We start from the raw sequence: 12,230 nt of genomic DNA, 5'->3' as shown, positions 1-12,230 counted from the left end.
CGCGCCGTGACGGGAATTTACCGGCGGCGCTGCCCTGGAACGACGGCGAGGGCGAGGGCGGCGGTCGCGCAGACGGCCGCGGTGGTGAGGAAGACGCCGCGGTAGTTGCCGGTGGCGGTGTGCAGCCACGCGGCGGCCAGGGGTGCGGCGGCTTTGGCGACGGTCATCGGAACGACGAGGGTTGCGGCGATGATGGCGTATCGGCGGGTGTCGTAGCGCTCGGCGAGCAGGATCGGTTTGGCGATGGTCGCGACGCCGAAGCCGAGGCCGAAGCCCATGACGGTGATGATGGCGGCGGCGGTGTTCCGGCCGGTGAGGGCGAGTCCGCCGGCCGCGACGGCCTGGACGGCGAAGATCGCGGCGACGATCGGGATGGTCGGGAAACGGTGTTGCAGGCCGCTGGTGACCAGCCGGCCGGTGACCGACAGGATGCCGAACAGGCCGGCGACGGTGGCGGCGAAGGTGGCCGGGTGCCCCCAGCTGGTGAGGGCGGCGACCAGGTGCACGGTCGCGACCGCCACGGCGGCGGTGTTGGCCGTGAAAGCCAGCGCCAGCAGCCAGAATCCGCGGTCGGCGAAGACCGGCCGCAGTGATGCCGGCGGGTCGTGGCGGCCGGGCCACGTTTCGGTCGCCGGATGCGGGCCGGGGCGCAGCACGAGGGCGTGCAGCGGGGCCGTGAGCGTTGCCTGGATGCCGGCCAGGATGAGCAGCGTCGTACGCCAGCCGTGGTGGTCGGTGAGCCAGCCGGTCAACGGCAGGAAGATGGTGCTGGCGAAGCCGGCCACCACGGTGACGGCGAGCAGGGCACCGCCCCGGTGGCGGGCGGTGTGCCGGGCGATGATGACGGCGAACGCGGCTTCGTAGAGGCTGGCGGCCGACGCGGCGCCGATGCCGATCTGGACCGCGTAGAGCTGGGCGACGGTGTGGACCTGGGACCAGGCGACCAGCAGCAGCGCGCCGAGCAGAGACCCGAGCGTCATCAGGGTGCGGGCGCCGTGGCGGTCGAGCCACCGTCCGACGGGCACGGCCAGCGCGGCGGACGCGAGGACGGCGGCGGTGTAGGCGCCGGTGATGGCGGTCGTGCTGGTGTGCAGGTCGGCGGCGGTCGGGACGAGGAAGACGGCGAAGGCGTAGTAGAGGGTGCCGTAGCCGACGGTCTGGGTGATCGCGAGGGCGGCCACGATCGTCCGGTTGCCATGCGGCGGCACTGGACGAGCCTAGGCCGGCAGTGCTTGCATCCGGTCCTGAGGTACAGGTTTACCGTCGTGGCATGACCGGTGATGACCAGGCCTGGGTGCCGGAAGCGTGCACCCTGCCGACCGTCGAGCGGCCACTGCGGCAGGCGGAATTCGATCAGCTGTTCGCGACCGCGCTACGCGGGCAGCAGCGGCTCTCGCCGACCGAGCTGCGGTGGAGGCTCGACCAGGCCGCCGAGGCCACGGCCCGGGATCTGACCGCCCGGGAGACTTCGTGCTGTTCCTTCTTCTCGTTCACCTTCGCCCCGGACGGTGACGCCGTCCGCGTCGACGTGCGGGTACCGGCAGCCCGCGTCGACGTCCTGAACGCGCTCGCCGATCGGGCCGCCGCCGGGATGGCGGCGTGAGCGGGCTGCGCAGCGGCGAGGTCGCCACCGCCGCCGGAGTGAACCCGCAGACGCTGCGCTACTACGAGCGGCGGGGCCTGCTCGCGGAGCCGCAGCGCAGCCCGGGCGGGCACCGCCTGTACCCGGCCGAGGCAGTAACAGTGCTGAGGGTGATCAAAGCGGCGCAGCGGCTCGGGTTCACCCTGGAGGAGGTCGCCGACCTGCTCGAGGCCGGCCGGCGCCGGCACCGGCGGGCCGACGCCGGGCTGCAGGCCCGCGCGCGGGCCAAACTGGCCGAGGTCGAGGCGAAGATCGCCGATCTGCAGATCATCGCCGGCAACCTGCGGGCCGCCACCGACGCCGGCTGCGACGACCTGATCAGCTGCGCCGGGCAGCCATGTTGCCCGATCCCGTTCGCCACCATCGCCACCATCGCCGCCGGAGCTGCCGATACCGACTCTCGCTGACCGCGCTGGTCGCCGCGATCCCGGTCACGGGATCAGGAGGTGCTTGCCGCGGGCCTGCCCCGAGCGGCTGACGGCCAGCGGCTCGCGCCAGTTCTCGAGGGGATAGGTCGCGGCGATCGGGATGGTGAAGCCGCCCTGCGCCGCCAGTTCGGCGTACTCGCCGAGGACGTCGTAGCGCAGGTTCATGTCGGTGCTGCGTACTCCGAGGTTCTTCAGTGCGGCGAAGTCGGTCATGGTGACGATGTGGGCGGGGTCGGTGACGGTGGTCAGCAGTTCCGGCATGGTTCCGGCGGGCGCGCTGTCGAAGACGAGGTCGACCGGGCCGCCGGCCAGCGTCGTCACCCGCCCGCCGAGGCCTTCGCCGTACGCGACGACCTCGGCTCCCGCGTCGCGCAACAAGCCGGCGTACGTCCGGCCGGCGCTGGCGATGACGCGGGCGCCGAGCCGCCGGGCGATCTGGGCGGCGGCGATGCCGATCGTGGTCCCGGCACCGCTGACCAGCACCGTCCGGCCGGACACGTCGCCGAGGGCGGCGATGCCCCGGTAGGCGGTCTCGACGGCCATCGGCAGGGCCGCCGCCTCGATCGCGCCCAGTCCGGCCGGGCGCGGGAACCAGACGTTGAGCAGGGCCTTGTCGGCCGCGCCGGCGGACGGCCCGGTGTACACCGCCGGCCCGAAGACGGGGTCGCCGATCTTGACGCCGGTCACGCCGGGGCCGAGCGAGTCGACGGTGCCGGCCACCTCCAGCCCGATGCCGCGGGGGAGGTCCCCGGTGTGGATTCCGCTGCAGATGGCCCAGTCCGCGGGGGTCAGCCCGCAGGCTTCGACGGCGATCCGGATCTGGCCGGGTCCGGGCTGCGGCGGTGTCGTCTCCTCCAGCCGCAGCACGTCGGCCGGGTCTCCGTACGAGTGGAAGCGAAGTGCGCGCATGGTTGTCCCCTTCGAAGCGACAACAGAATCTGTCGTCACGCAAGCTACACCCTCACGACAGAATCTGTCGTCACTATGATCGGGGCATGGCACGGTGGGAGGGCAACACGCGGCGGCGGCTGGAGCGGGCGGCGCTGGACCTGTTCCGGGAGCAGGGCTACGACGGCACGACGGTCGCGGAGATCGCGCAGCGGGCGAACCTGACCGAACGGTCCTTCTATCGCTGGTTCACCGACAAGCGGGAGGTGCTCTTCGGCGACGACGACCTCGAGGCCTGCTACCTCCCCGCGATCGAAGCCGCGCCGGACGGGCTGGGCGCGCTGCCGACGCTGCTGGCGGCCTTCGCGTCGACGCCGCAGGTGCTGCGCCCCCGCGAGTTCCTGATCGAACGGGCCGCGGTGATCGCGGCCAGCCCGCCCCTGCAGGAGCGCGAATTGATCAAGATGGTGACGCTGTCCGAGAAACTCGTCGCCGCCCTGGTCCGCCGCGGCTACGACGACCAGACGGCGAGTCTGGCCACCGACGTCGGCTCGGCCATCCTCCGGCTGGCCACCCGACGCTGGATCCTCGGCGACGACTCCGACTTCGCCGACCTGCTGGCCGCCGCCCGGCAGGACCTCCTGGACGTCGCCCGGCCGTAGGTCAACCGGCAATCGACCGGTGCGGATCGGGAACGAGTGGGTAGTCAGGCGCTATGACGGACCTCAGGCAGGAGCGGACCTTCTTCGGGCAACCGCGCGTGCTGGCCAACCTCTTCGGGGTCGAGCTGTGGGAGCGGTTCTCCTTCTACGGCATGCAGGGCATCCTGCTCATCTACCTGTACTACGAGGCGTCGCGCGGTGGCCTCGGCATCAACCAGGACACGGCGACCAGCATCGTGGGGGCGTACGGCGGGTCGGTCTACCTGGCCACGGTGGTCGGCGCGTGGCTGGCCGACCGGCTGTTCGGGCCGGAACGGGTGCTGTTCTTCAGCGCGATCCTGGTCATGTGCGGGCACCTGTGCCTGGCGTTGATACCCGGCCTGGCCGGTGTCGCGGCCGGGCTGATCCTGATCGCGCTGGGCAGCGGCGGGGTGAAGGCGACCGCGACGGCGATCGTGGGCACGCTCTACGAGCCGGACGACGAGCGGCGCGACGCCGGCTTCTCGCTCTTCTATCTCGGCATCAACCTGGGTGCGCTGGTCGGGCCGTTGCTGACCGGGCTGCTGCAGAAGGAGGAGGGGTTCCACTGGGGGTTCGGCCTGGCCGCGGTCGGGATGGCGATCGGCCTGCTCCAGTACTCCATCGGACGCCGCGGACTGACCGGCAAGGCCCGCGAGGTCGCCAATCCGCTGCCCCGGGCCCGGCGCCCCTGGATCATCGTGGTCGCGGCCGCGGTCGTGGTGGTCGTCGCCGCACTGGCGTTCGCCGGACTGATTCCGGCCGCTCATCTGTCAACCGTCGTGGTCGTCCTCAGCATCGTCGCGGCGATCGCCTATTTCGGACTTATCATTACGTCCTCGAAGGTCGACGCGACGGAGCGGCGGCGCGTCTATGCGTTCATCCCGATGTTCATCGCGAGCGCGGCCTTCTGGTCGCTCTATCAGCAGCAATTCACCGTTGTCACGGTCTACTCCGACAAGCGGCTCGACCGCGATCTCTTCGGCTGGACCATGCCGGTCTCCTGGGTCCAGTCGATCAACCCGGTCTTCATCATCGTGCTGTCCGGCGTCTTCGCCGCGATCTGGTCCTGGCTCGGCCGCCGGCAGCCCTCGACGCCTGTCAAGTTCGCCGCCGGCACGATCGTGATGGGCGTGGCGTTCCTGCTGTTCCTGCCGTTCTCGGGCACCGGACCGGGCGGCGTGCCGCTGCTCGGGCTGACCGGCATCATCCTGGTCTTCACGATCGCCGAGTTGCTGCTCTCGCCGGTCGGCCTGTCGCTGTCGACCAAGCTCGCGCCGAAAGCCTTCCAGACCCAGATGGTCGCCCTGTTCTTCCTGTCGGTCGCGCTCGGCACCGCGATGTCGGGCACCCTGGCGACCTACTACAGCGAGGACCACGAGGTCGCGTACTTCGGGATCCTCGGGGCGATCGCCGTCGTGCTCGGCCTGATCCTCCTCGCCATCAGCCGCCCCCTGAGCCGGCTGATGGGAGGAGTCAGGTGACGGACCGGGCCGTCTATCCGCCCGACCAGATCCAGTTGCGCCGGGGATAGCACGGCTGAAGGCCGGCCCGCCGCAAGTTGTTGAGCGACCGGTTGTTCTCGCCCGGCTCCGGCTTGCCGGTCTCGGCGACGACGATGCGGCAGCCGGCCGCCCGCGCCGCCTCGATGCGGGCGTGGATCAGGGCGGTCTGCGCGCCGCGGCCCCGGAACTCCGGCGCCGTCGCGGCGGCATTCAGCGACGCGACGTCGCCGGCGATGAAGAGGTTGCCGCCCGCGACGATGCTGTCGCCGGCCCGGACGGCGTACGGCTGGAAGCGCGGGTCTCCCGCGGTGGCCGCCAACATCTCCGGAAGTCCGGCCGCGGTCATGCCGAAGGCGGTCGTCACGAGCCCGGCCCACTCGTCGGCGTCCTTCACCGTGACCCGGCCGACCCGCAGCGGACCCTCGGCGGCCGGCGGGATGTCGCGGATCGAGGCGGCCAGCTTGACCCACTCCGACCCGGCCCGGATGCCGCGCGACGCACAGATCCCGGCCCAGTCGGCGGGTATCCGGTCGGGCGCGATCTGCAGGACGGCGTGCGGGTTGCCCTCCTTGCGATAGAAGTCGAGCACCTCGTCGATCAGGTCGGCGGTGATCGGCGCGGTGAAGCCCAGCGCCTTGCTCCAGTAGCGGGTCGGGTCGTTGCGCATCGACACGGCGACCCCGCCGCCGATCCGGGCCAGTCCGACGCCCAGGGTGTCCACCGGCGCGCACCGGCCGTACTCGTACATGAAGTCGGCCTCGATGGCCTCGGTCACGGATGGCGTCTGCATAACCTGTTAGTCGTTTCCCAGGGGCCAAAGTTCAGGTGTAACACATCACGGCCCTCGCGCGCTGTTCCGGTATGACGACACTGCATCCGCGTGGAGAGGTCGACATGGCGACGATGGCGGCCTTCGAGCGGACCCTCGAGAGCGGCCTCGGCACCGACCGCGACCTGGTCGTCGACCTCAGCGAACTGACCTTCATCGATGCCGCGGGCCTGCGGGCCCTGGCCGCGGCGGCCTGCCGGGTCCGCCAGGACGGCCGGCGGCTGACCCTGGCCCGGCCCAACCGCAACCTGGGCCGGCTCCTGCGCCTGGTCGGCCTGGGCGATCTCATCGTCTAGGGCTGCGGCCCGGGGCGGCCGAGCCATACCGTATCGGCCATGACAGTGGGATTTCTGGGGCTGGGAGTCATGGGCCGGCCGATGGCGGCCAACCTGGTCAACGCCGGTGCCGAACTGGTGACGTGGACACGGTCGGGGGCGCCTCTCGACGGGGCGGACCAAGCCGGGAGCGTGAGCGAGGTCTTCGAGAAGGCCGAGACCGTGTTGATGATGCTGGCCAACGGGGACGTCATCGACGAGGTGCTCGGGCGCGGCGCCGGCGAGTTCGAGCGGCTGGTCCGCGACCACACGGTGGTGCACATGGGCACGACTTCGCCCGACTACTCGGCCGGGCTGGCCGAAGCGGTCCACCAGGCCGGCGGGCGCTACCTCGAGGCTCCGGTCTCCGGGTCGCGGGTGCCGGCCGAGAACGCCCAGCTCGTCGCGATGGTGGCCGGCGAGAAGAGCGACCGCGAACGGATCCGGGAACTCATCACGCCGATGTGCCGGCAGGCGGTGGACTGCGGGCCGGTGCCGAACGGGCTGCTGATGAAGCTGGCCGTCAACACGTTCCTGATCAGCATGGTGGCCGGGCTGGCCGAGTCGTTCCACTTCGCCGAGGGGCACGGGCTCGATCCGGCACTGCTGCGGGACGTCCTCGACGCCGGCCCGATGGCCAGCTTCGTGTCGCGGGGCAAGGCGGACATGCTCGTCGACCGCGACTTCCCGGTGCAGGCGGCAATCGCCGACGTGCACTACAACAACCGGCTGATCACCGGGGCGGCCCGGCAGCGGGGCATCGCCTCGCCGCTGCTCGACGTCTGCGAGGAGCTGTTCTCCGAGACCGAGCGGCTCGGGCACGGCACGGCCGATATGGCCGCGGTGGTCACGGCGATAGCGGCGCGAACCGAGCGCGGTACGCGGTCGGGAAGCAGCCGGAGCGGCGCCGGCAGTGCCGACGTGGCGGGGCCGCCGAGCTGAAGCCGGCCCGCGCCGCGGCGGGAAAGCGAGGGGACACGGCCGGCGGTGATCAGGTGGCACCTAAGCTAGGCGGAGTGGCGAAGTATTTCGACGTACATCCGGAAAATCCCCAGCCCCGCGCGATCCGGCAGGTCATCGACATCGTCCGGGCCGACGGCGTGATCGCGTACCCGACCGACTCGTGCTTCGGGCTCGGCTGCCGGATCGGCAACAAAGCGGGCCTCGACCGGATCCGGGAGATCCGCCACCTCGACGACCGCCACCACTTCACGCTGATGTGCCACGACTTCGCCCAGCTGGGACAGTTCGTGCAGATCAACAACGCGTCGTTCCGGGCGGTCAAGGCGTCGACGCCCGGGCCGTACACGTTCATTCTGCCGGCCACCCGCGAGGTGCCCCGGCGCCTGCTCCACCCCAAGAAACGTACGGTCGGGGTACGCATCCCGGACCACGCGGTGGCGCAGGCCCTCCTCGGCGAACTCGGCGAGCCGCTGGTGTCGACCACGCTGCTGCTGCCCGGCCAGGAGGAGCCGATGACGATGGGCTGGGAGATCAAGGAGACGCTCGATCACGTACTCGATGCGGTGGTCGACGACGGCGAGGGCCGGACCGAACTGACCACCGTGATCGACTTCTCGGACGGCGAAGCCGAGGTGTTGCGGGTCGGCGCGGGCGACCCGTCCCGGTTCGAGTGACCGGGACGGGCTCGTCCGCCGGGATCAGGCAGTGCTGCAGCTGAGGTTGTTGACGCTGGGCGGCGCGGTGCCGTTGCCGAGAATCCCGAACGTCGTGTAGTCGCCGGCCTTCACGGTGCCGTTCCAGCTGGCGTTTTTGACACTGACCAGTGAGCCGCTGCTGGTCGCGGTGCCGTTCCAGGCCTGAGTCAGCGTCTGCGCGCCGGGCCAGGTCCAGCTGACCGTCCAGTGGCTCAGTGCCGTGTCGGTGGAGTGCACCATGACCGTCGCCTGGAAGCCACCGCTCCAGGTGCTGTCCACCGAGTACATCGCCAGGCAGCCGCCGGAGGTCGGCGGGTTGCTGGTCGGCGGGTTGCTGGTCGGCGGCGTGGTCGGGCCGGTGGTGGGCGGCGTGGTCGGGCCGGTGGTCGGCGGCGTGGTGGGAGGCGTCGTCGGCGGTGTGGTCGGCGGCGTCGTGGTGCCGCCGGAGCCGACGCCCGTGACCTCGCCGTGCCCGCCGTCGAAGACCACGTCGGAGCAGCCGTAGAACGTCTCGGTGCTGTCCGAGCGCGACCACACCGAGTAGATCAGGTGCTTGCCGCTCTTGCCGGACGGCAGCGTGGCGTTCCAGTAGTAGTGGCCGGTGTCGCTGCCCGGGCCGCCGTTGGCGGGCGGGTTCGTCGACTGGGAGAACGGCGTCGGATTGAGGTCGCTCCAGGCCAGCGGCTTGGTCGGGTCGTACCCGTCCTTGGTGATGTAGAGCGAGAACGTGCCCGGGTGCTTCGCCCAGTCGTTGTAGTCGACCTCCATCGTCGACCCGGAGGTCAGGTGGGTGACCGGCCAGTCGTTGCGGGCCAGGTTGTAGCCGGTGAAGTCGTACGGGCCGCCGGTCCCGCCGCTGCACAGCGAGCCGTCGGGCAGGAAGCCGCTCACCCGGCCGGCGCCGTCCGAGCGGAGCACGGCGAACCAGTTGTAGAGCGAGGTCGGGCCGCTCTTGGCGACCGCGGCCGCGCAGGCGGCGTTGTGCGGGACGATCTGGCCGGTCACCGGGTCGTGCCCGTCCAGGTAGCAGAGGTAGGTGCGGCTGCCCGGCATCATCATGGCGCCGTGCGCCGAGGCGGCGTTGGGCGCGATCAGCAGCCCGGCCGTGACGGCCAGGAGCGCCACCACCACATATCGCAGGAGTCTCATCGTCGGCCTTTCCAGAGCAGGGGAAAGAGGGATGGCCCGGCGCCGGGGACGGCGACGCCGATTTCCGTACGCCGTGAGGCGCTCACTGTCGGGGACCTCCTCTGCGATGCGGCGAAGGTCCGGGCGTCCCCGCGCCCGGACCTCGCCCATCTCGGTGCGTTGTCAGGTGGCGGGTGTGCAGGTGACCGGGGACGGGACGGGGTTGCTGGTCGAGGGCAGGTTGCCGAGGAATCCGACGGTGGTGCTGGCGCCGGCCGCGAGGACCGCGTTGTAGCCGGCGTCCTTGACCGTCACCGCGGTGCCGGACTGGGTGGCGGTGCCGCCCCACGACTGGGTGATGGTCTGACCGGCGGTGAAGGTCCAGCCGACGGTCCATGACCTGGTGGCGGCCGTACCGGTGTTCTTGACCGTCACCGAACCTTGGAAGCCGCCGCCCCACGATCCGGTGATCGAATACGTCGCGGTGCAGCCGGCGCCACCGGTCGGCGGGGTGGTCGGCGGGGTGGTCGGAGGCGTGGTCGGAGGCGTGGTCGGAGGCGTGGTCGGAGGCGTGGTCGGAGGCGTGGTCGGAGGCGTGGTCGGCGGGGTCGTCGGAGGCGTGGTCGGCGGGGTCGTCGGCTTCGTGGTCGGCGGGGTGGTCACCGTGCCGCCCTGCCGGTCGGCGTAGAGGATGCCGCGGCCGTTGGTGCCCAGGTAGACCCGGCCGTAGATCCGCGGGTCGCCGGCCAGCGCCTCGCCCGCGTTGCCGTACTGATGGGCGTCGTCGTTGATCCGCACCCAGGAGGTGCCGGTGTCGTCGGAGCGGAACACGCCGGTCACGCCGCCGACCGTGCCGACCAGGAAGACCGCCATGTGACTCGCGCCCGGAGCGGCCTTGCCGAAGGCGACGTTGATCCCCGAGGTCACCGACGACACCGCGGTGAACGTGGCCCCCGAGTCGGTCGAGCGGAGCAGACCGGTGCTTCCGGCCAGCCAGACCTCCCCGGCGACGCCGGGCACGGCCTTCAGATGTACGCCAGCGGATGCGGGCATGGCGGCCGACGAAGTGGCAAAGGTCGCCCCGCCGTCCTTGCTGGTGTAGAACTTGCCCGCCGCGTACGCATAAAAGGTCTTGGGGTTGACCCGGTCCGATTCGACGAGCGCCCCGGCCGGGAGGCCGGAGGACGCCGTCCAGGTGCTGCCCCGCGTGGTGCTGTAGTAGACGCCGGTGCCGGCGGGTGCCCAGACGACCGCGTTGGCGTCGGCGCCGACCGCGACCGTGCCGCCGCCGCTGACGCCGGACGGCTCCTGACCCTGATACCAGGTCTTGCCGCCGTCGTTGGAGATGCCGATGTGCGGCGCCGCGTCCGCGTTGCCGACCCGCACGAAGAAGGTCGGGCTGAGCTCGGCGAAGTCCAGGCTGGTGTTGCTGGTCAGGCTCGGTGTGTCGTGGAAGTTGGGCTGCACCGCGTCGAGATCGGCGTGGTAGAAGCCGCTGATGTCGCCGAGCGCGCTGACCAGCGGGGCGCCGCTGGGCGGGCTCGCGAGGTCGAGGACCGCGGTCTCCTCGATGCCCTTGGCGAACGGCTTGATCGTGAAGGTGGTGTTCTTGTCCCAGTTGGTCAGCTGGGTGGTGCCGTAGAGCGTGGCCCCGGTGCCGTAGAGCATCCGGTCGGAGTTGAACGGGTCGATCGCGAGGGACTCGTTCATCCAGCCGAGCTTGGGCGTCGACTCGGGCGGCTGCGGGTTGGTGTTGAAGTCGAGCCACGGGTCGGCCGAGATGTCCATGGTGTAGCGCTTGGAGACACTCGGGTAGCTGGTGAAGTCCCAGATGCGGGTCCAGGTCGCGCCGTAGTCGGTGCTCCGGAAGAAGATCGCGTCGGGCCACCACGAGATCTGGGTGGCGACCATCAGCGTGCCGGGGTGCAGCGTGTCGACGGTCAGTCCGGAGTAGCCGTAGTAGGGCGAGTCGGCGGCCTTGGTCGGCGAGATGTCGGTCCAGACGCCGGTCGTGGTGTCGAGCCGTTCGACCTGCCCGGCGCCCCCGTCGTACGGGCCGCCGGTGTCGCTCGTGGCGATGTAGAGGTAGTTGCCCTGGATGACGCCCTTGTGCGCGAGGTAGCCGGTCGGCTCGTTCGCGATGCGCTGCCAGGTCGCTCCGTTGTCGAGGGAGCGGTAGACCGGGTTGGCCTTGTCGGCGACACCCACATAGATCTGGTTGGCGGCACCGAACGTCACCCAGGTCAGCCCCTGGTTCTGGTCCAGGTAGTGGTTGGTGTCGCTCGGGTCCTGCACGTAGTTGCCCACGTTGGGGAAGTTCGTGACCTGGGCCCACGTCGCGCCGTAGTCGGTGCTGCGCCACAGACCGTTACCGCCCTCGGCGGCGAAGTAGACGTGGCTGTCGTCGTGCGGGTCGACGGCCAGCCGCTCTCCCATGCCGCGGCCCGGCATGTTGCCGCCGTTCTTGAACGGCAGCTTGGTGATCTGCCAGGTGTTGCCCTTGTCGGACGAGCGCAGGATGGCGCCGTTGTTGGGGTCCCAGTCGTTGGTGTACATGCCGACCGCCGCGTAGACCCGGTTGGTCTGCACCGGGTCGGGAGCAATGCTGAGCACGCCGTTGTAGCCCCAGTTGTCCTGACCCACCCAGTCGAGCAGCGGGGTCCAGCTCTGGGTCGACTCGTTCCACCGGTACGCCCCGCCGATGTCGGTGCGGGCGTAGATGAGGTTCTTCTCGCCCGGGTTGAAGACGATCGACGGCACGAATCCGCCGCCGTCGATCCGGACGTTCTTCCAGGTGTAGGACTCCGCGGCGGCCGCCGTGGCCACGTTCGGATGGGCCACGACAAGGGCAGTCGTCGCTCCCAGAAGCACAGCGGCGATCGTCGCGCCGATGCTGGACCGTCTCATTCGGCACCTTCCATTGATGCGCGTGAAGATGGGAGCGCTCCCAAGAGCGTCCGGCCCGCGTCATACCCCTGTCAAGCCCCGGAAACTTCGTGTTGACATCGACCGATCTCCACGTCGATTATGGGAGCGCTCCCAACGAGGCGGCGGGAGCCGATGGACCCTCCTCGAGAAGCCGTCCTTGGGGCGCCGCGGCCACGGCGCCCCAAGGACGGCCGGCCGAGCGGCGGGCACAGCATCCGAGGGCATCGGCC

At 70.7% G+C, this 12,230-nt stretch carries 12 protein-coding genes; 7 read left to right on the top strand and 5 right to left on the bottom strand.

Annotated features, from left to right (window positions below):
• Positions 1-17: 17 nt before the first annotated feature.
• Complete coding sequence (locus ACIA5C_RS40475; protein ID WP_396064968.1) at positions 18-1,208, bottom strand: MFS transporter; 1,191 nt, start codon at positions 1,206-1,208, stop codon at positions 18-20.
• 62 nt (positions 1,209-1,270) lie between these two features.
• Here ACIA5C_RS40475 and ACIA5C_RS40470 point away from each other — a divergent pair, with 62 nt between their 5' ends.
• Complete coding sequence (locus tag ACIA5C_RS40470) at positions 1,271-1,603, top strand: hypothetical protein (protein WP_396064966.1); 333 nt, start codon at positions 1,271-1,273, stop codon at positions 1,601-1,603.
• Positions 1,600-2,049 carry a MerR family transcriptional regulator gene (locus ACIA5C_RS40465; RefSeq protein WP_396064964.1) on the top strand — a complete coding sequence of 150 codons (450 nt, stop codon included), beginning with the start codon at positions 1,600-1,602 and terminating at the stop codon, positions 2,047-2,049. The genes ACIA5C_RS40470 and ACIA5C_RS40465 overlap by 4 nt, the downstream gene beginning before the upstream one ends.
• A gap of 24 nt (positions 2,050-2,073) precedes the next feature.
• On the opposite strand, the gene ACIA5C_RS40460 is transcribed toward ACIA5C_RS40465, so the two are convergent.
• A complete protein-coding gene (locus tag ACIA5C_RS40460) occupies positions 2,074-2,979 on the bottom strand; it encodes an NADP-dependent oxidoreductase (RefSeq protein WP_396064961.1) in 906 nt (301 codons plus the stop codon).
• A gap of 86 nt (positions 2,980-3,065) precedes the next feature.
• On the opposite strand from ACIA5C_RS40460, the gene ACIA5C_RS40455 reads away from it, so the two are divergent.
• Together ACIA5C_RS40455 and ACIA5C_RS40450 are read left to right on the top strand one after the other, a co-directional pair.
• On the top strand, positions 3,066-3,620 hold the full coding sequence (locus ACIA5C_RS40455) for a TetR/AcrR family transcriptional regulator (RefSeq protein ID WP_396064959.1): 555 nt from the start codon (positions 3,066-3,068) through the stop codon (positions 3,618-3,620).
• 53 nt (positions 3,621-3,673) lie between these two features.
• Positions 3,674-5,122 carry a peptide MFS transporter gene (locus ACIA5C_RS40450; RefSeq protein ID WP_396064957.1) on the top strand — a complete coding sequence of 483 codons (1,449 nt, stop codon included), beginning with the start codon at positions 3,674-3,676 and terminating at the stop codon, positions 5,120-5,122.
• A gap of 13 nt (positions 5,123-5,135) precedes the next feature.
• Here the strand turns inward: ACIA5C_RS40450 and ACIA5C_RS40445 are convergent, their stop codons facing one another.
• Positions 5,136-5,918, bottom strand: a complete 783-nt coding sequence (locus ACIA5C_RS40445; protein ID WP_396064955.1) for a GNAT family N-acetyltransferase — start codon at positions 5,916-5,918, stop codon at positions 5,136-5,138.
• A gap of 86 nt (positions 5,919-6,004) precedes the next feature.
• Between ACIA5C_RS40445 and ACIA5C_RS40440 the strand changes: the two genes are divergently transcribed.
• The 3 genes from ACIA5C_RS40440 (at position 6,005) to ACIA5C_RS40430 (ending at position 7,923) form a co-directional block, all read left to right on the top strand.
• Positions 6,005-6,268: an STAS domain-containing protein gene (locus tag ACIA5C_RS40440; protein ID WP_396064953.1), complete on the top strand. Its 264-nt coding sequence runs from the start codon at positions 6,005-6,007 to the stop codon at positions 6,266-6,268.
• A 39-nt stretch (positions 6,269-6,307) separates the two neighbouring features.
• Positions 6,308-7,228 (top strand): NAD(P)-dependent oxidoreductase, encoded by a 921-nt coding sequence (locus ACIA5C_RS40435; protein ID WP_396064951.1) that lies wholly within the window; start codon positions 6,308-6,310, stop codon positions 7,226-7,228.
• A 74-nt stretch (positions 7,229-7,302) separates the two neighbouring features.
• Entirely contained in the window at positions 7,303-7,923 is a 621-nt protein-coding gene (locus ACIA5C_RS40430; protein WP_396064949.1) for an L-threonylcarbamoyladenylate synthase, read from the top strand.
• Positions 7,924-7,947: 24 nt separating this feature from the next.
• Here the strand turns inward: ACIA5C_RS40430 and ACIA5C_RS40425 are convergent, their stop codons facing one another.
• Both ACIA5C_RS40425 and ACIA5C_RS40420 read right to left on the bottom strand, forming a co-directional pair.
• Entirely contained in the window at positions 7,948-9,093 is a 1,146-nt protein-coding gene (locus tag ACIA5C_RS40425; protein ID WP_396064947.1) for a lytic polysaccharide monooxygenase, read from the bottom strand.
• Positions 9,094-9,255: 162 nt separating this feature from the next.
• Positions 9,256-11,979: a cellulose binding domain-containing protein gene (locus ACIA5C_RS40420; RefSeq protein WP_396064945.1), complete on the bottom strand. Its 2,724-nt coding sequence runs from the start codon at positions 11,977-11,979 to the stop codon at positions 9,256-9,258.
• Between the last annotated feature and the right edge of the window lie 251 nt (positions 11,980-12,230).

It is taken from the genome of Actinoplanes sp. NPDC051343, from assembly GCF_044455125.1.
In the GTDB taxonomy this organism is placed as follows: Bacteria; Actinomycetota; Actinomycetes; order Mycobacteriales; family Micromonosporaceae; genus Actinoplanes.
The sequence above is the reverse complement of the archived record's forward strand: the minus strand, read 5'-3'. Positions and strand labels throughout refer to the sequence as shown.